The organism is Tsukamurella ocularis, from assembly GCF_024807615.1.
Lineage (GTDB): Bacteria > Actinomycetota > Actinomycetes > Mycobacteriales > Mycobacteriaceae > Tsukamurella > Tsukamurella ocularis.
The window spans coordinates 442,103-461,703 of record NZ_JANUCJ010000004.1 but is presented as its reverse complement, the minus strand read 5'-3'; the positions used below and the strand labels follow the sequence as shown (position 1 = coordinate 461,703).

Annotated in this window: 19 protein-coding genes; 8 read left to right on the top strand and 11 right to left on the bottom strand. The window is 70.6% G+C overall.

Features of this window, described 5'->3' with window-relative positions; genetic code table 11:
• Window positions 1–81: 81 nt before the first annotated feature.
• The 4 genes from HNP44_RS18590 to hrcA form a co-directional block, all read right to left on the bottom strand.
• Window positions 82–804: an alpha/beta hydrolase family protein gene (locus HNP44_RS18590; RefSeq protein ID WP_259142834.1), complete on the bottom strand. Its 723-nt coding sequence runs from the start codon at window positions 802–804 to the stop codon at window positions 82–84.
• A 57-nt stretch (window positions 805–861) separates the two neighbouring features.
• Complete coding sequence (locus HNP44_RS18585; RefSeq protein WP_259142832.1) at window positions 862–1,638, bottom strand: 16S rRNA (uracil(1498)-N(3))-methyltransferase; 777 nt, start codon at window positions 1,636–1,638, stop codon at window positions 862–864.
• Between the two features lie 6 nt (window positions 1,639–1,644).
• Window positions 1,645–2,808, bottom strand: a complete 1,164-nt coding sequence (gene dnaJ, locus HNP44_RS18580; protein WP_259142830.1) for a molecular chaperone DnaJ — start codon at window positions 2,806–2,808, stop codon at window positions 1,645–1,647.
• 136 nt (window positions 2,809–2,944) lie between these two features.
• Window positions 2,945–3,979: a heat-inducible transcriptional repressor HrcA gene (gene hrcA, locus HNP44_RS18575; protein WP_259142829.1), complete on the bottom strand. Its 1,035-nt coding sequence runs from the start codon at window positions 3,977–3,979 to the stop codon at window positions 2,945–2,947.
• Between the two features lie 60 nt (window positions 3,980–4,039).
• Here hrcA and HNP44_RS18570 point away from each other — a divergent pair, with 60 nt between their 5' ends.
• The 3 genes from HNP44_RS18570 to HNP44_RS18560 all read left to right on the top strand — a co-directional run bounded on the left by HNP44_RS18570 (window position 4,040) and on the right by HNP44_RS18560 (window position 5,851).
• Window positions 4,040–4,393, top strand: coding sequence for a type II toxin-antitoxin system VapB family antitoxin (locus tag HNP44_RS18570; RefSeq protein WP_259142827.1), 354 nt, complete (start codon window positions 4,040–4,042; stop codon window positions 4,391–4,393).
• A gap of 11 nt (window positions 4,394–4,404) precedes the next feature.
• A complete protein-coding gene (locus HNP44_RS18565; protein ID WP_259142825.1) occupies window positions 4,405–5,037 on the top strand; it encodes an SIMPL domain-containing protein in 633 nt (210 codons plus the stop codon).
• A gap of 67 nt (window positions 5,038–5,104) precedes the next feature.
• On the top strand, window positions 5,105–5,851 hold the full coding sequence (locus tag HNP44_RS18560) for an SIMPL domain-containing protein (protein ID WP_259142823.1): 747 nt from the start codon (window positions 5,105–5,107) through the stop codon (window positions 5,849–5,851).
• Window positions 5,852–5,865: 14 nt separating this feature from the next.
• Here HNP44_RS18560 and hemW read toward each other — a convergent pair whose 3' ends face one another.
• On the bottom strand, window positions 5,866–7,038 hold the full coding sequence (gene hemW / locus HNP44_RS18555) for a radical SAM family heme chaperone HemW (RefSeq protein ID WP_259142821.1): 1,173 nt from the start codon (window positions 7,036–7,038) through the stop codon (window positions 5,866–5,868).
• A gap of 258 nt (window positions 7,039–7,296) precedes the next feature.
• Between hemW and HNP44_RS18550 the strand changes: the two genes are divergently transcribed.
• Genes HNP44_RS18550 through HNP44_RS18535 form a run of 4 tightly spaced genes read left to right on the top strand, consistent with a single transcriptional unit; the run spans window position 7,297 to window position 11,991 of the window.
• Window positions 7,297–9,021: a nitrite/sulfite reductase gene (locus tag HNP44_RS18550; protein WP_259142819.1), complete on the top strand. Its 1,725-nt coding sequence runs from the start codon at window positions 7,297–7,299 to the stop codon at window positions 9,019–9,021.
• Window positions 9,018–9,764 (top strand): phosphoadenylyl-sulfate reductase, encoded by a 747-nt coding sequence (locus HNP44_RS18545; protein ID WP_259142817.1) that lies wholly within the window; start codon window positions 9,018–9,020, stop codon window positions 9,762–9,764. The genes HNP44_RS18550 and HNP44_RS18545 overlap by 4 nt, the downstream gene beginning before the upstream one ends.
• On the top strand, window positions 9,761–10,702 hold the full coding sequence (gene cysD, locus HNP44_RS18540; protein WP_224646480.1) for a sulfate adenylyltransferase subunit CysD: 942 nt from the start codon (window positions 9,761–9,763) through the stop codon (window positions 10,700–10,702). Before HNP44_RS18545 ends, cysD begins: the two co-directional genes overlap by 4 nt.
• Window positions 10,703–10,713: 11 nt before the next feature.
• The gene (locus tag HNP44_RS18535) at window positions 10,714–11,991 is read left to right on the top strand and encodes a sulfate adenylyltransferase subunit 1 (RefSeq protein WP_259142997.1); all 1,278 of its coding nucleotides are present in this window, start codon (window positions 10,714–10,716) and stop codon (window positions 11,989–11,991) included.
• Between the two features lie 90 nt (window positions 11,992–12,081).
• Here HNP44_RS18535 and HNP44_RS18530 read toward each other — a convergent pair whose 3' ends face one another.
• The 6 genes from HNP44_RS18530 to HNP44_RS18505 all read right to left on the bottom strand — a co-directional run bounded on the left by HNP44_RS18530 (window position 12,082) and on the right by HNP44_RS18505 (window position 17,500).
• Window positions 12,082–13,326 carry a GNAT family N-acetyltransferase gene (locus tag HNP44_RS18530; protein ID WP_259142815.1) on the bottom strand — a complete coding sequence of 415 codons (1,245 nt, stop codon included), beginning with the start codon at window positions 13,324–13,326 and terminating at the stop codon, window positions 12,082–12,084.
• Window positions 13,327–13,354: 28 nt separating this feature from the next.
• Window positions 13,355–14,353, bottom strand: coding sequence for a sulfate/molybdate ABC transporter ATP-binding protein (locus tag HNP44_RS18525; protein WP_259142813.1), 999 nt, complete (start codon window positions 14,351–14,353; stop codon window positions 13,355–13,357).
• The gene (gene cysW, locus HNP44_RS18520) at window positions 14,343–15,161 is read right to left on the bottom strand and encodes a sulfate ABC transporter permease subunit CysW (RefSeq protein WP_224646470.1); all 819 of its coding nucleotides are present in this window, start codon (window positions 15,159–15,161) and stop codon (window positions 14,343–14,345) included. The genes HNP44_RS18525 and cysW overlap by 11 nt, the downstream gene beginning before the upstream one ends.
• A 58-nt stretch (window positions 15,162–15,219) precedes the next feature.
• Window positions 15,220–16,014: a sulfate ABC transporter permease subunit CysT gene (gene cysT / locus HNP44_RS18515; RefSeq protein WP_259142810.1), complete on the bottom strand. Its 795-nt coding sequence runs from the start codon at window positions 16,012–16,014 to the stop codon at window positions 15,220–15,222.
• Window positions 16,014–17,048, bottom strand: a complete 1,035-nt coding sequence (locus tag HNP44_RS18510) for a sulfate ABC transporter substrate-binding protein (RefSeq protein ID WP_259142995.1) — start codon at window positions 17,046–17,048, stop codon at window positions 16,014–16,016. The genes cysT and HNP44_RS18510 overlap by 1 nt, the downstream gene beginning before the upstream one ends.
• A 215-nt stretch (window positions 17,049–17,263) precedes the next feature.
• Window positions 17,264–17,500 (bottom strand): hypothetical protein, encoded by a 237-nt coding sequence (locus HNP44_RS18505; RefSeq protein WP_259142807.1) that lies wholly within the window; start codon window positions 17,498–17,500, stop codon window positions 17,264–17,266.
• Between the two features lie 58 nt (window positions 17,501–17,558).
• Between HNP44_RS18505 and HNP44_RS18500 the strand changes: the two genes are divergently transcribed.
• On the top strand, window positions 17,559–19,598 hold the full coding sequence (locus tag HNP44_RS18500; protein ID WP_259142806.1) for a glycoside hydrolase family 15 protein: 2,040 nt from the start codon (window positions 17,559–17,561) through the stop codon (window positions 19,596–19,598).
• Window positions 19,599–19,601: the final 3 nt, after the last annotated feature.

Genomic DNA, 19,601 nt, shown 5'->3' with positions numbered 1-19,601 from the left:
TGCGGATACGCCCAGTTTAATACCGCTCCCCCACGGAAGGCCCGTGGGTTTCGCCCGGGGCGGATCCCGCACCGGAGCGGGTCACCGCGCGGCGAGCTCCTCGATCGCGGCGAGGGTCGCGGCGTGGCCCTTCGAACCGGGCTCAAGGAAGTCGTCGTGACCCTCCTTCTCGATCATGGTCAGCGTCACGTCGCCCATGCCGTTCTCCTGCGCGCACTGCAGGAACCATTCGCCCAGCTGATACGGCACCTGCTCGTCGAGCCGCCCGTGCAGGACTCGCACCGGGGTGGTGAAGGGCATCTGCCCGACGGGGCTGGCCTCCGCGAACGTCCGCTTGAGCAGGCGCTGGTTCGCGTTCGGCCCCAGGTCGAAGAGCAGGCGCATGGACTGATCGCCGTCGCCGCGCTCGATGAGGTCGAGCACGCCGCCGCGGGAGATCACTCCCAGCAGGTCGGGCCGCTGCGCGGCGGCCCACACCGCGAGCGTGGCCCCGGCGCTGTGGGCGGCAACGATATGCCCTGAGCCCTTGGCCAGCTTCTCGGTGCCGTAATCGATGGCGGCCAGCACGTCCTGGCTGAGGATCGGCCACGTCACGCCGGGCTCCCCCACTCGCCGGTACTCGACGTTCCACACGGGGTAACCGCGGTCGTTGAGGTCTTTGGCGACCTTCGCCTCCATCTTCATCGTGTAGAGGCTGCGCCAGAACCCGCCGTGCACCAGCGTGATCAGCGGCTTGTCCTTTTCACCGGGGTAGAAGTGCCCGTGCTGCGATTCCTCGCTGCCGTAGAAGATGCGACGCGCCATCGTGTCCGAGCACTCCTTCGTCCCAGCCGCCGGCCGGCACCCCGCCGGTCCAGTCGATCAGTCCGGCGGCGTGCCGGACCATCTGTCGGTCATTACTCCCAGAGCCCCCAGGGCGACGGCGGCGGCAGTGGAGGTCCGCAGCACCGTCGGGCCGAGGAGCGCGGGCTGCGCACCCATCCCGACCAGGGCGTCCAGTTCCTCGGGGCTGATTCCGCCCTCCGGACCCACAACGATAACGATGGTGCGGGTTACTGAGAAGTCAACCTCGCCGAAAGGGACCGCCGAACCCTCGTGCAAGACAACTACATTCGCATCCATACTGGTGAGTAACGGAACGAGTTCCCGCGTCGTCACCAGGTCGTGTACCTCCGGAACATACGCTCGCCGTGCCTGTTTCGCGGCCGACCGCGCCACGGCGCGCCACCGGGCGACGCCCTTCTCGGCCTTGCCGGGGCCCTTGCCGCCGGCCCCGCCGCCGTCCCACCGGGAGACGCAACGGGACGCCTGCCACGGGACGATCGCGTCGATCCCCGCCTCGGTGGCGAGCTCGACCGCCAGCTCGGACCGATCGGACTTCGGCAGCGCCTGCACCAGCACCACGCGCGGCGACGCCGGGGGCACCGTCCAGATCTCGGCGCAGCGCACCGTTACATCGGCCTTGCCGACCGCGGTCGCGGTGCACCGGGCGAAGCCGCCGACACCGTCGGAGAGGACGAGCTCCTCGCCCGTGCGGACGCGTCGCACGGCCGCGGCGTGCCGGCCCTCGTCGCCGGCGAGGAGGTACTCCTGCCCAGGCCCGGGCAGCGACTCCGCGAGGAAGACGGTGGCCGCCACCTGCAGCTACCGTCCGGCGAAGGTGTCACGCAGGCGGGAGAAGATGCCGCCGCCCTGGTCCTGGCCGCCGCGCCGAGCGGCGTGCGGGCCCTCGCCCGGGAAGAGCGCCTTGAGCTCGCGCAGCTTCTCGGTCTGCTTCTTGTCCAGCCGCGCCGGGATCGCCACGTCGAAGTGGACGACGAGGTTGCCGCGCACCTGCGAGTTGACCTGGGGCATGCCGTGGCCGCGCAGCACCGTGGTGTCGCCCGTCTGGGTGCCCGCGGGCACGTCCACGGTGAGCTCGCCGTCAATGACGGTGGGCACCGTGACCTCGGCGCCCAGCGCCGCGTCGAACATCGGCACCCGCGCGGTGACGTGCAGTGTGCTGCCGTCGCGGGTGAGGTACTCGTGCTCGGTCTCGGTGACCTCCACGTACAGGTCGCCGGCGGGGCCGCCGCCGGGGCCGACCTCTCCCTGCCCCGCGAGGCGCACGCGCATGCCGTCGCCGACGCCGGCGGGGATCTTCACCGTGAGGTTGCGGCGGGTGCGCACACGGCCGTCGCCGCTGCACTTGCTACAGGGGTTCTCGATGACCTCGCCGGCACCCGAACAGGTGGGGCACGGGCGCGAGGTCATGACCTGCCCGAGGAAGGACCGCTGCACGGACTGGACCTCGCCCGCACCGTGGCAGGTGGGGCACGTCGACGGCTTGCTGTCGCCCTCGGTGCCGGCCCCCTGGCACTTGTCGCAGAGGATCGCAGTGTCGACGGTCAGCTCGCGGCTCACGCCGTTCGCGCACTCGTCGAGGTCCAGCTCCATGCGGATCAGCGCGTCGTTGCCCTCGCGGACCCGGCCACGCGGGCCGCGCCCGCCGCCCATGCCGCCGCCGAAGAAGGCCTCGAAGACGTCGCCCAGGCCGCCCCCGCCGAAGCCGTTGAAGCCGCCGCCACCGAAGCCTCCACTGCCCGGCGAGCTGTCCAGCGGGTCGCCGCCCATGTCCACGATGCGCCGCTTCTCGGGGTCGCTGAGCACCTCGTAGGCGTCGGAGACGTCGCGGAACTTCTCCTGCGCCGCGTCGTCGGGGTTCACGTCGGGGTGCAGCTCGCGGGCGAGCTTGCGGTACGCGCGCTTGATCTCCTGGTCGGAGGCCTTCGAATCGACCCCGAGGATGCGGTAGTAATCACGTGCCACGTCTGCGAAACCCTCTAACGAAATCGGCGACAGTCAGCGGACCTGATCGGACCGCGCTCAACCCATGATTCCACCACACCGCCTGATCGGACCATTCGCGCAGGTCACCCGGCCGCGAATCATGCGCGGACGGGCATCAGCGCTCCCCGAGCACCTCGCCGACGTACCGCGCGACCGCGGCGACGGAGGCGATCGTGCCCGGGTAGTCCATGCGGGTGGGACCCAGCACGCCGAGCCCGCCGAAGACCGCGCCGGGCGCGCCGTACCCGGTGGAGACGACGGACGCGCCGCGCAGGTTCTCGTCCTGCGTCTCCGAGCCGATCGCCACCGAGACCATACCCGGCTGCTGCCGCGCGGTGAGCAGCTTGAGGACCACCACCTGCTCCTCCAGCGTCTCGAGCACGCTGCGCAGGGAGCCGGAGACGGCGTCGAAGTCCGATGCGTTCCTGGTGAGGTTCGCCGTTCCGCCCAGCACCAGCCGGTCGTCGGCGCGCTCGACCAGGGTCTCCACCAACACCGTCGACACCCGGATCACCGCGTCGCGCAGGTCCCGCGGCGCGAGCGGCGCCAGGTCCGCGACGCCCATCGAGGCGTCGGGGATCAGCTTGCCGTGCACGGCCGCGCCGAACAGCTCGCGCAGCCGGGAGAGCTCCTCGTCGGAGGCGGGGCCGCCCAGCTCGACGAGCCGCTGCTCGACGCGGCCGGAGTCGAGGATCACCACGAGCAGCAAGCGCGTGGGAGCGAGCGCGACGACCTCGAGGTGACGCACCCGCGCGGAGCTGAGCACCGGGTACTGGATGACCGCGACCTGCCGGGTGAGCTGGGCCAGCAGCCGCACGGAGCGCTGCAGCACGTCGTCGAGGTCGACGCCGGTCTCCAGGAACTGAAGGATGGCGCGCCGCTCGGCGGACGACAGCGGCTTGATCTGCGCGATCCGGTCGACGAACTGCCGGTAGCCCTTCTCGGTGGGGATACGCCCCGAGCTGGTGTGCTGCTGGGTGATGTAGCCCTCCGCCTCGAGGACCGCCATGTCGTTGCGGACCGTCGCGCTGGAGACACCGAGCTGGTGCCGATCCACGAGCGCCTTCGAGCCGACCGGCTCCTGCGTCTCGACGTAGTCGGCCACGATCGCCCGGAGCACCTCGAAGCGCCGGTCCTCCGTCGTCGACATCGCGCCGTCCTTTCGAGTGTGAACTTCGAATGTCCAGCTTACGCGGGCTAGAGTCGAGCCGTGATCTTCAAGGGCGTACTCGACGGGAAGCCGTACCCCGATCACGGCCTCACCGCCCGCGACTGGTCGCAGATCCCACCGCAGCAGGTGCGGTTGAGCGCGATCGTCACCACCACGACTGTGCTGGCGCTGGACCGCCTGCTCTCCGAGGACTCCACCTTCTACGGCGACCTCTTCCCTCACGCGGTCGAGTGGAACGGCGACCTCTACCTCGAGGACGGGCTGCACCGCGCCGTGCGGTCCGCGCTGCGCGGCCGCGAGGTGCTGCACTGCCGCGTGTACGCACTCCCACCCGGAACGCCGCCGCGTCCTGCATCCTCGGGGAGGCACGGCAAGCACGCCCGCCAGGACTGAGAGGACTCCCCATGTCGCGCACCATCCGCCTGACCGGGTCCGGTATCGCCACCGCGGTGCCCGACGTCGTGATAGCCCAGATCGGCGTGGAGTTCCGCGCGGCCGACGTCGCGGGTGCGTTCTCCGGGGCCGGCGAGGCGGCGCGCGCGGTGGTCGCCGCGATCCGCGGGGCCGGCTTGGCCGAAGGCGACGTCGCCACGTCGAACGTGGGCCTCCAGCCCGTCGAGACGGGCCCCTGGGAGGACCGCCGGCTGGAGGGCTACGCCGCCAGCGAGTCGCTCACCGTGACCATCCGCGGCGTCGCCGACGCCGCCGCGGTGCTACAGGCCGCCGCCTCCGCCGCGGGCGACGCGGCCCGGATCCAGTCCGTCACCTTCGCCCTGTCCGACGGCGCCGCCCCCGCCTCCGCCGCGCGAGAGGCCGCGTTCGCCGACGCGAAGGCGCAGGCCGAGCAGTACGCAGCGCTGTCCGGTGACGCCCTCGGCGCCGTGCTCTCCATCGCCGACGATCCGTCGCCGGCAGGCCCGCGGGCGGAGGTGCACTTCGCGGCCAAGTCCGTCGCCGCGGCCCCGGCGGGTCCGGCGATGGAGGCCGGCGAGCGCCACGTCACGGCACGGGTCACCGTCGAATGGGAGTTGGTCTAACCGTCCGTTCGTTGCCGTAACCGGCGATCCGCTGCGGCCACGGTCGCGCCCTGGCACCGTGGGGACCATGGCGAAGACGAAATCCACTGTGGCACGACGCGCGCGCATCGCGGGGGCGGCTGCGGTCGCGGTCGCACTCACCGTCGGATCAGTGACGGCGTGCGGGTCGCCCGGCACCACCAACGACTCCCCGCGCGAGATCACCGCCGTCGGCACCGGCGACGCCTCCGGCAAGCCGGACGTCCTCACCGTGGAACTGGCCGTGCAGCACCAGGCGGGCGACGTGACCACCGCGCTCAACGACGCCTCGGCGAGCGCGCAGAAGGTGATCGACGCCGCCGGCGCGAACGGTGTCGACAAGAAGGACGTAGCCACCGCGAACGTGCGGGTCAATCCCCGCTACGGCACCGACCGGCAGATCACCTCCTACGAGGCGACGCAGTCGCTCACGGTGAAGGTCCGCAAGCTCGAGACCGCGTCGAAGCTGCTCGGCGACCTCGCGACCGCCGGCGGCGACGCGACCCGGATCAGCTCCGTCGGCTTCGACATCGAGAACGACGCCGCCCTTAAGGCCACGGCCCGCGACAAGGCCTTCGCCGAGGCCAAGTCCCGCGCCGAGCAGTACGCGAAGCTCTCGGGCGGCAAGCTCGGCGAGGTCCGCACGGTCACCGAGGGCGCGTCCGCCCGGCCCACAACGACCCGGCAGTTCTCGGCCCCCGACTCGGCTCCGGGCGTCGCCGCCGCACCCGTGCCGATCGAGTCCGGCGAGCAGTCGCTCACTGTGACGGTGACGGTGGTCTTCGCGCTGTCCTGACCGGCTCGCGCCGCTCAGTCGAGGATCCGGCGCACCACCCCGTCGGCCAGCAGCCGCCCGGCGTCGGTCAGCACGTACGCGTCGGCCTCGCGGCGGAGGTTCCCGACGACGACCTCCGCGTCGGCCCGGGCGGCCTCGTCGGGCCGCAGCACGGCGAGGGGGATGCCGGACCGCATGCGCACGCGCAGCATCACGTCTTCGACGTGCCGGTCCTCGTCGGTGAGCACCTCGTGGCCGGCGATCGGCAGCGCGCCGCCCGCGACGGCCTCGGCGTAGCGGGCGGGGTGCTTGACGTTCCACACCCGGGTTCCGGCCACGTGCCCGTGCGCGCCGGGCCCGGCGCCCCACCAGTCCGCGCCCTCCCAGTAGAGCTCGTTGTGCCGGCAGCGCCCCGCGTCCGAGCGGGCCCAGTTCGACACCTCGTACCAATCGAAGCCCGCGTCCCGCAGGGCTCGGTCGAGCATCTCGTAGCGGTGGGCGAGCACGTCGCCGTCGGTGTCGGGCAGTTCGCCGCGCCGGATCCGGCGGGCCAGCGCGGTGCCGTCCTCGACGATGAGTGCGTACGCGGAGACGTGGTCGACGCCCGCGTCGAGCACCGCGTCGAGCGAGGCCCGCAGGTCGTCGTCGGACTCCCCCGGCGTGCCGTAGATCAGGTCGAGGTTGACGTGGTCGAAGCCCGCGGCGCGGGCCTCCTTCGCCGCGGCCACTGCCCGCCCGGGCGTGTGGGTGCGGTCCAGGACGCGCAGCACGTGCGCGGCCGCCGACTGCATGCCGAGCGAGACCCGGGTGAAGCCCGCCTCCCGCAGCTGCGCGAAGAACTCCGGCGAGGTCGACTCGGGGTTCGACTCCGTGGTCACCTCCGCGTCCTCGGCGAAGGTGAAGTGCCGGCGGGCCGTGTCGAGCAGGGACGCGAGGCCGTCGCCACCCAGGAGCGACGGGGTGCCGCCGCCCACGAAGACCGTCGACACTTCGGCGTCGCCGAGCGCGCGGCGCGCCAGCGCCAGCTCCCCGTCGATCGCCTCGGCCCACGCCTTCGGAGAGGCCGAGGAACCCAGCTCGCCGGCCGTGTAGGTGTTGAAGTCGCAGTAGCCGCAGCGCGTCGCACAGAACGGAACGTGCAGGTACAGCCCGAACGGCGTCGCGGCACCGTCGAGCCGGCTGAGCTCAGGGGTCGAGGGCGCGGGCACGGGTCCAGTCTGGCAGGTGCGCCGACCACGGAGTTTCGTGCACCGGTGAGCGGAACCCGATTCCGCTTTTCCGCCCAGCCGGTGGCACAATGATCTCGATGGATGGACAGGGTGAGCTGCTGGCGTCGCGCCGGCACATCGATTACCTGCGGGTCTGCAGCAGCGGCTGTCGGGCCTGATTCGCGACGCCTCTGCCCGCGTCGATTCCCGGAAGCGCCACCAGCCCGGCGCACCACCCCATGAATCCCAGGAGTCTCCATGACGTCGATCGCCGACGCCCCTGTCCCCTCCGCCGCTGACGCCGCCCCCACGCGGCCGGCGCGCACGCGCCCCGTCAAGCGCAAGTCGGAGGGCCAGTGGAAGCTGGGGTACCGCACGCCGCTCAATCCCAACGAGCAGACCAAGCGCGACGACAACCCGCTCAACGTGCGCGCCCGGATCGAGAACATCTACTCGGAGCAGGGCTTCGACTCGATCGACAAGGCCGACCTCCGCGGCCGCATGCGCTGGTGGGGCCTGTACACGCAGCGCGAGCAGGGCTACGACGGCACGTTCACGGGCGACGAGAACATCGACCTGCTGGAGGCGCCGTACTTCATGATGCGGGTGCGCTGCGACGGCGGGAAGCTCGACGCGACGCAGATGCGCACCCTCGGCGAGCTCTCCACCGAGTTCGGCCGCGACACCGCCGACCTCTCGGACCGCGAGAACGTGCAGTTCCACTGGATCGAGATCGAGAACGTCCCGGAGATCTGGAAGCGCCTCGAGGCCGTCGGCCTCAAGACGACCGAGGCCTGCGGCGACTGCCCCCGCGTGGTGCTGGGCTCCCCGCTGGCCGGCGAGTCCTTCGGCGAGATCCTGGATCCGTCGCCCGCGATCGACGAGATCGTGCGCCGCTACATCGGCGACCCGAAGTACTCGAACCTGCCGCGCAAGTTCAAGACCGCCATCTCGGGCCAGCAGGACGTGGTCCACGAGATCAACGACGTGGCCTTCGTCGGCGTCGAGCACCCCGAGCACGGCCCGGGCCTCGACCTCTGGGTCGGCGGCGGCCTGTCGACGAACCCGATGCTCGCGCAGCGCGTGGGCGCGTGGATCCCGCTCGACGAGGTGCCCGACGTGTGGGAGGGCGTGGTCTCGATCTTCCGCGACTACGGCTACCGCCGCCTCCGCAGCAAGGCCCGGCTGAAGTTCCTCATCAAGGACTGGGGCATCGAGAAGTTCCGCCAGGTGCTCGAGGACGAGTACCTCGGCCGCAAGCTGATCGACGGTCCCGCGCCCGAGCAGCCGGAGCGCCCCATCGACCACATCGGCGTGCAGAAGCTGCGCAACGGCCTCAACGCCGTCGGCTTCTCCCCCATCGCGGGCCGCGTCTCCGGCACGGTCCTGAGCGGGGTCGCCGACGCCATGGAGCGCGTGGGCTCGGACCGCGCCTCGTTCACGCCGTACCAGAAGCTCATCGTTCTCGACGTGCCCGACGATCAGGTCGACTCCCTGATCGACGAGCTGGCGCCGCTGGGCCTGCAGGGCCGCCCGTCGATCTGGCGCCGCAACCTCATCGCCTGCAGCGGCATCGAGTTCTGCAAGCTCTCCTTCGTGGAGACCCGCAAGCGCTCGCAGGTGCTGGTCCCCGACCTGGAGCAGCGGCTCGCCGACATCAACGCCCAGCTGGACGTGCCGATCACGGTGAACATCAACGGCTGCCCCAACTCGTGCGGCCGCTCCCAGATCGCCGACATCGGCTTCAAGGGCCAGCTCGTGGACGACCACGAGGGGAATCAAGTCGAGGGCTTCCAGGTTCACCTTGGTGGAAGCCTCGGGCTCGACAGCGGGTTCGGCCGCAAGCTGCGCCAGCACAAGGTGCTGTCGACGGACCTCGGGGACTACATCGAGCGAGTGGTGCGGAACTTCGTGTCGCAGCGCGAGGGCGACGAGCGCTTCGCGCAGTGGACGCTCCGCGCCGCGGAGGAGGACCTGCGATGACCGCACGAGCGGACTCGGCGACACAGTCACCGTCGAACCCCCTGATCGGACGCGACGCGGACGAACTCCGCGCCCTCGCGGAGCGCGCGTCGAAGGAGCTGGAGGGCGCGGACCCCCTGACGCTGCTGCGGTGGACGCTGGACACCTTCGGCGAGGACTTCATCGTCGCGTCGAACATGCAGGACGGGGTGCTGGTGCACCTCGCCAAGCAGGTGCAGGACCGGCCGAAGGTGCTGTTCCTCGACACCGGCTACCACTTCCCCGAGACGATCGGCATGCGCGATGCGGTCGAGGCCATCTACGAGGTGGAGCTGCTCAACGTGACGCCCGCGCAGAGCGTCGGTGAGCAGGACGCCACCGTCGGCAAGGACCTCTTCGCGACCGATCCGGCGCAGTGCTGCAACCTGCGCAAGGTGGTGCCGCTGCGCGAATCGCTCAAGGGATTCCGCGCGTGGGTCACCGGCATCCGGCGGGTCGAGTCGCCCACCCGCGCGAACGCCCCGTTCATCTCCTTCGACGAGGGCTTCGGTCTGCTGAAGGTGAACCCCATCGTCGACTGGTCCGACGAGCAGATGCAGCAGTTCATCGAGGAGAACGGCATCCTGGTGAACCCGCTGGTCGACGAGGGCTACCCCTCGATCGGCTGCCAGCCCTGCACCAACAAGCCCGCCCCGGGTTCCGATCCTCGAAGCGGCCGTTGGGCCGGTTCGACCAAGACAGAATGCGGACTGCACGCCTCATGACGATCACAGAGCCCACGGAGCCCATCGTGTCCACTGGCGACCCCACGGAGTTCAGCACGCTCGACGCGCTGGAGTCCGAGGCCATCCACATCTTCCGCGAGGTCGCGGGCGAGTTCGAGCGGCCCGTCATCCTGTTCTCGGGCGGCAAGGACTCGACGGTGCTGCTGCACCTCGCGGTCAAGGCCTTCTGGCCGGCGCCGCTGCCCTTCGCGCTGCTGCACGTGGACACCGGCCACAACCTGCCGGAGGTGCTGGACTTCCGCGACCGGATGGTCGAGAAGTACAACCTGCGCCTGCACGTGGCCAAGGTCGAGGACTACCTGGCCGACGGCCGGCTCGAGGAGCGGGCCGACGGCATCCGCAACCCGCTGCAGACGGTGCCGCTGCTGGACGCGATCTCCGAGAACCGGTTCGACGCGGTCTTCGGCGGCGGCCGCCGCGACGAGGAGCGGGCCCGCGCGAAGGAGCGGATCTTCTCGCTGCGCAACGCCTTCGGCCAGTGGGACCCGAAGCGGCAGCGCCCGGAGCTGTGGAACCTGTACAACGGCCGGCACGCGCCGGGCGAGCACGTGCGCGTGTTCCCGATCAGCAATTTCACGGAGCTCGACATCTGGCGCTACATCGCCCGCGAGGACATCGAGCTGGCGTCGATCTACTACGCCCACGAGCGCGAGGTCTACTCGCGCGACGGGATGCTGATGACCTCCGGCGTGTGGGGCGGACCCCGCGAGGGCGAGGACGTGCAGACTCTGTCGGTGCGGTACCGCACCGTGGGCGACGGCTCCACCACCGGCGCGATCGAGTCGACCGCGTCGAACAACGAGCAGATCATGGCCGAGGTCGCTGCGTCGCGGCTCACCGAACGCGGCGCCACCCGTGGCGACGATCGCGTCTCCGAGGCCGCCATGGAGGACCGCAAGAAGGAGGGGTACTTCTGATGAGCGCACCTGTGAACGCCGCTCCCGCACTCCTGCGGCTTGCCACCGCGGGCTCCGTCGACGACGGCAAGTCCACCCTCGTCGGGCGGCTGCTGTACGACACGAAGTCGGTGCTCGCCGACCAGATCGACGCGGTGACCCGCGCGTCGGTCGACAAGGGCCTCGATACCCCCGACCTTTCGCTCCTCGTCGACGGCCTGCGCGCCGAGCGCGAGCAGGGCATCACCATCGACGTGGCCTACCGCTACTTCGCAACGCCCAACCGGTCCTTCATCCTCGCCGACACCCCCGGCCACGTGCAGTACACCCGCAACACGGTGTCCGGCGCGTCGACCGCGCAGGTCGTGATCCTGCTGACCGACGCGCGTAAGGGCGTCATCGAGCAGACCCGCCGGCACGCCGCGGTGCTGTCGCTGCTGGGCGTGCCGCGCCTGGTGCTCGCGGTCAACAAGATCGACCTGGTCGAGGACCCCGCGTCGGTCTTCCAGGAGATCTCCGCCGAGTTCCGCGCGCTCACCGGCTCGCTGGGCTGGACCGAGGAGTCCGTCCACGCCATCCCGGTCTCGGCGCTGCACGGCGACAACGTCGCCTCGCGCTCGGACCAGACCCCGTACTACGACGGCCCGTCGCTCATCGAGCACCTCGAGTCGATCCCGACCGACCCGGACACGAAGCCGATCGGCTTCCGCTTCCCGGTGCAGTACGTGATCCGGCCCCGCACGCCCGAGTACCCCGACTACCGCGGGTACGCCGGGCAGGTGGCCGCCGGCACCGTCGACGTGGGCGACGAGGTGCTCGTCCTCCCCGCCGGCACCCGCAGCCGGGTCGAGCGGATCGACACCGCGGACGGCGAGCTCGCCTCCGCGCACACCGGCCGCTCCGTGACGGTCATCCTCGCCGACGACGTGGACGTCTCGCGCGGCGACGTGATCGTCTCCGCCGCCGATGCCCCCGAGCCGCGGCAGCAGTTCGAGGCGACGGTGTGCTGGCTGGCCGAGAAGCCGCTGCGCATCGGAGCACGGCTGCTGCTCAAGCACGGCACCAAGACCACGCAGGCCATCATCGGCGGGCTGGACGCGGTCTTCGACGAGCAGAACCTCACCGTCGGCGAGGGCACCACGCTGGAGCTGAACCAGATCGGCCGCATCACGATCCAGACCGCGGAGCCGATCGTCGCTGACGATTACGACAAGAACCGGGAGATGGGCTCGTTCCTGCTCATCGACCCCGCCGGCGGCAACACCCTCGCCGCGGGCCTGGTCGGGGACGCCCTGGCCCACCTGGTCTGACGAGGTCGTATTCCGACAGTCGGGTTCCACGACGGTCCGCGGGAGGATTCCGCCCCGGACGGCCGTAGGACCCGACTTTCGGTATCCGCGTCAGAACATCTCGACGGCCCAGGCCCGGCGCGGGCTGAACAGCAGCAGGTCGGCGCGGGCGGCGGCCCCGTCGGACAGCTCGCGGATCGCGCCGGTGGCGACGCGCCGCGACACCGGCTCGTCGAAGAGCCACAACCGGCCGAGGTCGGCGATGTCGACGGCCAGGTCCGCGGGCTCGTCGGTGGGCGTGCAGGTGCCCGCTCCCCCGTCGGTGGAGATCAGGAACCGCCCGTGCGCCGGACCGGGGCCGGCGCCGTCGAACCCCGGATCGGTGACGTCGAGGACGAGCCGGCCCGGCGCGGCGTACGAGCGCGCCGAGAACAGGGCGGGCACATCGAAGGGCCGGATCCACAGGAAGTCGGTGCGATTCGCCAGCTGGACGGTCCGCGGGTCGGCGGGGACGGTGCTCACGAGGTCGTCCACGGGCCGCTGCGAGGCCTCGACCCACAGCACCCAGTCGATGCTCATCGCGAAGGACCAGAGGTCGCGCTCGGCGGCCGCGTCGACGCCGAGCAGCTCCGTGACCTTGAGCGTGGAGTCGGGCCGGCCGTCGGTCCACTTGGGCGCCACGGTGTAGGCCAGCACGCCCGCGACGTCGCCGCCGCGGCGCAGCACCACGCGCAGGGTCTCGTCGGGGCCGCCACCAGGCAGCACCCCCGCCGTACGGCGCAGGTTGATGTCGAGCTTCGAGACCTGCCCGGGGTAGTCGAGCAGCTCGCGGACGCGGATCGAGGCGGTGAGGTAGTCGTCGGAGCGGGCGTACCGCACCTCGTCGACGGGCGGCTGGGGCAGCCGAGCGCGGTCGACTGCGATCCGGACGTCGACGGTCTCGGTGGTCTGCCCGAAGCCGTAGCGGCCGTAGATCGCCTGCTCGGCGGCGATCAGTGTGGCCGCGGGCGCACCGCCGGCAAGGGCGGCGGCGAGGCACCCACGCATGTGCGTGCCGAGAATCCCGCGGCGGCGATGCGTGGGCAGCACCGTCACCGCCGAGATCGCGCGGACGGGCACCCGCGCGCCGCCGACAGCGGTCAGCTCCTGGTCGAAGGAGAGGAAGGTCCCGACGGTGCGCCCGCCGTCGACCGCGACCCGGTGGTCGAGCGAATCGAGCTGTGCCGACACCGCTTCCAGCCACTGCTCGGCGTCGGGCATCTTGCTCTGGAAGCCGATGGTCGCGCACTCCTGGAAGCCGAGGAGTTGCTCACGGGTCGTGACGCGCTGGAAGTCGATACCGCTCGAATCGGTCATACCGGCAACATTACCGACGCGCACAACCCTATTTCGGCGCGGCGATCTCCGGCACGTGGGTGGCGCGCACGTACACGACGTCGCCCTCCGCCAGATCCAGCGCGGTGGCATCGCCACGCGTGATCTGCGCCTGGAAACGCTCCCCTGTTGCGGCGTTCTTCAGCTCCACGCGGACCTCGAATCCGAGGTAGACCACGCGCTCGACCTCGGCGCGCAGCACACCCGCCTCCTCCGCCGTCAACCCGCCGGCGCGGGCCAGCTCCGGCGTGCGGCCGACGCGGATGTCGTGCGGGCGCACGAGCACGCCGTTGAGCTTCGCCACGGAGCCCAGGAAGGACATGACGAACTCGGACCCGGGCCGGTCGTAGACGTCCGCAGGGGTGCCGACCTGCTCGATGCGCCCCTTGTTGAGCACCGCGATCCGGTCGGCGATGTCGAGCGCCTCCTGCTGATCGTGCGTCACGATCACGGTGGTCACGTGCACCTCGTCGTGCAGCCGGCGCAGCCAGGACCGCAGCTCGTCGCGGACCTTCGCGTCGAGCGCACCGAAGGGCTCGTCGAGCAGCAGCACCTGCGGATCCACCGCCAGCGCGCGGGCAAGCGCCATGCGCTGGCGCTGGCCGCCCGACAGCTGCGCGGGGTAGCGGGTCTGGAAGCCGGTCAGCCCGACGACCTCGAGCAGGTCGTCGACCTTGGCCTTGACCTCCGCCGCGGGGCGCTTGCGGATCTTGAGCCCGAAGGCGACGTTCTCCCGCACCGTCATGTGCTTGAACGCGGCGTAATGCTGGAAGACGAAGCCGATGTCGCGCTGCTGCGGCGTCGCGTGCGTGACGTCGACGCCGTTGATCTCGACGAGGCCCGAGTCGAGCCGGTCGAGGCCGGCGATCGAGCGCAGCAGCGTCGACTTGCCGGATCCGGAGGGCCCGAGCAGCGCGGTCAGCGAGCCGTCCGGGATCTCCAGGGAGACGTCATCGAGGGCCGCGAAGTCGCCGTAGCGCTTGTTGGCTCCCACCACGTTAATCGTCATCGCGGTTCCTCCTGCGGGTCGCTTCGAGCAGGGACATCGCCACCAGCGCGACGAGCGCCAGCAGCATGAGTAGCGTCGCGGCGGCGTACGCCCCGAAGGTGTTGTAGTCGTCGTGGTTGCGCGAGCTCACCAGCAGGGTGAGCGTCTGCGAGATGCCGGGGAAGTTCGACGAGACCATGAGCACGGCGCCGTACTCACCCAGCGCTCGGGCGATCGTGAGCACCACGCCGTAGGTCAGGCCCCAGCGGATCGCCGGCAGCGTGATCCGCCAGAAGGTCTGCCAGGCGCTCGCACCGAGGGTCGCGGCGGCCTGCTCCTGGTCCTGCCCGATCTCGTGCAGCACCGGCTCCACCTCGCGCACCACGAAGGGCAGCGTCACGAAGGTCGTCGCCAAGACCATGCCGGGCAGCCCGAAGATGATCCGGAAGCCGAGGGACTCGATGCCGCCGAACCAGCCGCCCACGCCCCAGAGCATGATGAGCGCGACGCCCACGACCACGGGCGAGACCGCGAAGGGCAGGTCGACTGCGGCCTGCAGTGCGGCCTTACCGCGGAACTTCCCGCGGGCGAGGGCCAGCGCGACGAGCACGCCGAAGATCACGTTGAGCGGCACCACGATGGCGACGATGAGCAGCGAGAGCTGCAGCGCCGAGATCGCGGCCGGGGTGGTGATCCACGCCCAGAACTCGCCGAATCCTCGCTCGAACGACCGGTAGAGGATCACACCGATCGGCAGCACGAGCAGCACCAGTAGGTACAGCAGCGCGACGGAACGGAGGCTCAGCACCGTCTTCCTGGAGAGATTCATTCGCTGTTCTCCTCGCTGCGCCGGCCGGGGCCACGGCGAGAGACCGTCATGTCGCCGGTCATTCGCTGTTCTCCTCCCGCTTGGCGGTCCTACTACCGACGAACCGCATCACCGCCAGCAGCACGAAGGCGATGGCCAGCAGCGCGACTGACACGGCGGACGCGGCCACCTGGTTGTCGACCTCGAGCTGCTGCTGGATGTACTGCGAGGCGACCTGCGTCTCGCCGGGGATGTTGCCGCCCACCAGCACGACCGACCCGAACTCGCCGATCGCGCGGGTGAACGCGAGCCCGGCACCGGAGAGGATCGCGGGCAGCAGCGTGGGGATGACAATCTTCGCCGCGATCACCCGGTTGGGCGCGCCGAGGGAGGCCGCGGCCTCCTCGACCTCGCGGTCGAGCTCGATGAGCACGGGCTGTACCTGCCGCACTACGAAGGGCAGGGTCACGAAGGCCAGCGCGATGACGATCGCCGGCTGCGTCGCGTTCAGCGTCAGCCCGACGGGGCTGTCCGGCCCGTACAGCGAGAGCAGCACGATGGACGCGACGATGGTCGGCAGCGCGAAAGGCAGGTCGATGAGCGCGTTGACCACGCCCTTGCCGGGGAAGTCGTCGCGCACCAGCACCCAGGCGATGACGGTGCCCATCACCACGTTGATCAGCGTGACCAGCAGCGAGACCCACACGGTGATGACCAGCGTGGAGACCGCGTTCTTCGCGGTGAGCGCGTCCCAGAAGCCGGACCAGCCGTGATCGAAGGCCTTCGTCGTGATGGCCGCGATCGGCAGCAACACGATCAGCGAGATCCACAGCCACGCGACGCCGATGCGCAGCGGGTTGACGAGGCGCCGCATCACTTTCCGCCGTTCTTGTAGGCCGCGGCGATGGAGCCCTTGTCGCCGAACAACGCCGCGTCGACGGCGGCCCAGCCGGTGAGGTCCTTGCCGTTGTTCTTCGCGGCGGTCCCCTTGCCGAGCACCGCGCCGAGCTCATCGACGGTCCACAGGCGCTGCGGCTGGGCGGGGAACAGGTGCGCGGTCTCGGCGGCGATCGCCGGATCGCCGGCCCGGAATCCCGAGCGCGGGATGGCGCGCTGCGCCTCGGGCGAGAACAGGAAGCCAACGAAGCGCTTCGCCGCCTCGAGCGATTGCGCGGTGTTCACGACGGCCACGGGCAGGTCGATCCGGAAGGACTGCGGCGGGATGAAGTACTCCGGCTTGGGCTTGCCGTCCTTCTCGCTCTGCCGCTGCAGCAGCACGGCCTCGCTCTCGTAGCTGAGCAGGACGTCGCCCTGCCCGGACTCGAAGGCAGAGGTGGCGTCGCGGCCAGAGCCGGGGCTCACCGTGGTGTGGTCGCGGATGAGCTCTTTGACGAAGGCCAGCCCCTTCGCGGGCTCCTGCCCGCCGTTGGAGAGCGCCGCGTAGGGCGCGAGCAGGTTCCACTTGGCCGAGCCCGAACTGGCCGGGTTCGGGGTGACCACCTCGACGCCGGGCTTGAGCAGGTCCGCCCAGTCGTGGATGCCCTTGGGGTTGCCGGGCCGGACCACGACGGCGACGAGGGAGGTGAACGGCACGGACCGCCGCGGGTACGCCTTCTCCCAGTCCTTGTCGATGAGCCCGGCCTTGACGATGCGCGTCACGTCGGGCGCGACGGACATGTTCACGACATCGGCCGGCACGTGTCGCGCGACCTTGCGGGACTGGTCACCGGAGGCGCCGTAGGACTGCGAGAACCCCACGTCGGGGTTGGTCTCGCGGAACAGCGGGATGGCCACGTCGAAAGCGGGCTTGGGCGCCGCGAAGGCGACCAGGTTCACCCGCTTGTCGCCGCTGGAGATGTCGACGCCGTGCGGGTCGTCGGTGGAGCCGCCGCCGCACGCCGTGAGCATCACGGTCAGGGCGACCGCGACGATGCTCACAGCACGGCCGCGGAGGCTGGGTCGGATCACGTCTCGCCGTTCTCCTCGGGACAAGGTCAGGCGAGAATCCTACGGAGAGCCGTCAGCGGAGCAGTGCCCACGCGACGACGAGGAGCACCAACAGCGCGATCAGCGCGAGGGTCACCTTCGACTTGGGCACCAGCGCCCGCCATCCGCCGCCTGTCTCAGACACTCTCGTCATTCCCTTCTCCGGCGCGTTGACCTGCAATGTCTGCGCGCTCTGACCGCTCGAGGCGGGCGTTCAGCGCGTCGGCGACGCGACCGATGAGGGCGCTGAGGACGCGCACCACCAGCATTGCGATCACTGCGAGTACAACCATCACCAGGCTGACCTGCAGTACATAGGGCAGTCCGGTGAGCCACAGCTCCACGGAGTCCCACCACTGCGCGATCGCATGCACCCGACCAGCCTAGCGACCGCCGTGCGCGAACCCGCCACCGTGCCTCATCATGGTGTGCATGGCAGCGAAGAACGACGGCCCCACTACTGACGCGCTCGGCCCCGGCGCGCCCGACTCCGGTGCGTCCGGCCCGGCCCTGTCCGGTCCCGACGCGCTCGGCCTCGACGCGCTCGTGACCGACGCTCCGCCGATCGGCGACGCGGCATTCCCGCCCATCCACGACTACGCCTTCCTCTCGGACTGCGAGAACACCTGCCTGATCGCCCGCGACGGCAGCGTCGAGTGGATGTGCATCCCCCGCCCTGACTCCCCCAGTGTCTTCGGCGCGATCCTCGATCGCGGCGCTGGCTCCTTCCGGCTCGGGCCGTATGGCGTGAAGGTCCCCGTCGACCGGCGCTACCTGCCCGGCAGCCTAATGCTCGAGACCACGTGGCAGACCTCCACCGGCTGGCTGATCGTGCGCGATGCTCTCGTGATGGGCCCGTGGCACGACACGAGCACCCGGTCCCGCACGCACCGTCGGACCCCGACGGACTGGGACGCGGAGCACATCCTGCTGCGCACTGCCCGGTGTGTATCCGGCACCGTTGAGCTGCAGCTCAACTGCGAGCCCGCCTTCGACTACCACCGGGCCGGTGCCGAGTGGACCTATTCGGCCGACGGCTACGGCGAGGCCGTCGCGCGGGCGCGCACGGACTTCGGGAAGAACCCGGAGCTCAAGCTCACGACCAATATGCGGTTGGGGCTGGAGGGCCGGGAGGCCCGGGCGCACACCCGCCTCAAGGAGGGCGATGAGGTCTTCGTCGCCTTGTCGTGGAGCAAGCACCCCGTGCCGCAGACCTATCCCGAGGCGACGCAGAAGATGTGGGCGACCGCGGAGTCCTGGCGCCAGTGGATCAACCGCGGCCAATTTCCCGACCACCCGTGGCGCACCTACCTGCAGCGCTCGGCGCTGACCCTCAAGGGGCTGACGTACTCCCCCACGGGCGCGCTGCTCGCGGCGTCGACCACCTCCCTCCCGGAGACGCCGGGCGGGGTCCGGAACTGGGACTACCGCTACGCCTGGGTGCGCGACTCCACGTTCGCACTGTGGGGCCTGTACACGCTGGGTCTCGACCGCGAGGCCGAGGACTTCTTCTCCTTCATCGCCGACGTCTCCGGCGCCAACAACGGCGAGCGCCACCCGCTGCAGGTCATGTACGGGGTCGGCGGGGAACGCACCCTGCTCGAGGAGGAGCTCGGTCACCTCTCGGGGTACGACGGTGCGCGGCCGGTCCGGATCGGCAACGGGGCGTTCGACCAGCGCCAGCACGACATCTGGGGCACGATGCTCGACTCGGTGTACCTGAACACGAAGTCCTCCGAGCGGATCCCCGAGACGCTGTGGCCGGTGCTCAAGGAGCAGGTCGAAGAGGCACTCAAGCACTGGCGCGAGCCCGACCGCGGCATCTGGGAGGTGCGCGGCGAGCCGCAGCACTTCACCAGCTCGAAGGTCATGTGCTGGGTCGCGCTGGACCGCGGGGCGAAGCTCGCGGCGATGCACGGCGAGGACGACTACGCCCGCGAGTGGGCGGAGAAGGCCGAGGTCATCAAGGCCGATATCCTTGAGCACGGCGTGGATTCGCGCGGCGTCTTCACCCAGCGCTACGGCGCCCCCGCGCTCGACGCCTCCCTGCTGCTGGTGCCGCTGCTGCGGTTCCTCCCGTCCGACGACCCACGTGTGAAGGCGACGGTTCTCGCCATCGCCGACGAGCTCACCGAGGACGGGCTCGTGCTGCGCTACCGCGTCGAGGAGACCGACGACGGCCTGCACGGCGAGGAGGGCACGTTCACGATCTGCTCGTTCTGGCTGGTCTCGGCGCTGGTGGAGATCGGCGAGGTCACCCGTGCCCGGGCGCTGTGCGAGCGGCTGTTGGCGTACTCGTCGCCGCTGAAGCTGTACGCGGAGGAGATCGACCCGAAGTCGGGCAAGCACCTCGGGAACTTCCCGCAGGCCTTCACCCACCTGGCGCTGATCAACGCGGTGGTGCACGTGATCCGGGCCGAGGAGTCGGGGCACGACGCGTCCGCGTTCCTTCCCGCACATCACACACCCTGACGG

Bases quoted from the DNA above. Each gene is read 5' to 3' on its own strand.
- cysD (WP_224646480.1), top strand. From the start codon at position 9,761: ATGACGATCACAGAGCCCACGGAGCCCATCGTGTCCACTGGCGACCCC.
- HNP44_RS18590 (WP_259142834.1), bottom strand. From the start codon at position 804: ATGGCGCGTCGCATCTTCTACGGCAGCGAGGAATCGCAGCACGGGCAC.
- cysW (WP_224646470.1), bottom strand. From the start codon at position 15,161: ATGAATCTCTCCAGGAAGACGGTGCTGAGCCTCCGTTCCGTCGCGCTG.
- HNP44_RS18545 (WP_259142817.1), top strand. From the start codon at position 9,018: ATGACCGCACGAGCGGACTCGGCGACACAGTCACCGTCGAACCCCCTG.
- HNP44_RS18500 (WP_259142806.1), top strand. From the start codon at position 17,559: ATGGCAGCGAAGAACGACGGCCCCACTACTGACGCGCTCGGCCCCGGC.
- hrcA (WP_259142829.1), bottom strand. From the start codon at position 3,979: ATGTCGACGACGGAGGACCGGCGCTTCGAGGTGCTCCGGGCGATCGTG.
- HNP44_RS18550 (WP_259142819.1), top strand. From the start codon at position 7,297: ATGACGTCGATCGCCGACGCCCCTGTCCCCTCCGCCGCTGACGCCGCC.
- HNP44_RS18565 (WP_259142825.1), top strand. From the start codon at position 4,405: ATGTCGCGCACCATCCGCCTGACCGGGTCCGGTATCGCCACCGCGGTG.
- HNP44_RS18530 (WP_259142815.1), bottom strand. From the start codon at position 13,326: ATGACCGATTCGAGCGGTATCGACTTCCAGCGCGTCACGACCCGTGAG.
- HNP44_RS18510 (WP_259142995.1), bottom strand. From the start codon at position 17,048: ATGCTCACGGCGTGCGGCGGCGGCTCCACCGACGACCCGCACGGCGTC.
- HNP44_RS18525 (WP_259142813.1), bottom strand. From the start codon at position 14,353: ATGACGATTAACGTGGTGGGAGCCAACAAGCGCTACGGCGACTTCGCG.
- HNP44_RS18560 (WP_259142823.1), top strand. From the start codon at position 5,105: ATGGCGAAGACGAAATCCACTGTGGCACGACGCGCGCGCATCGCGGGG.
- cysT (WP_259142810.1), bottom strand. From the start codon at position 16,014: ATGCGGCGCCTCGTCAACCCGCTGCGCATCGGCGTCGCGTGGCTGTGG.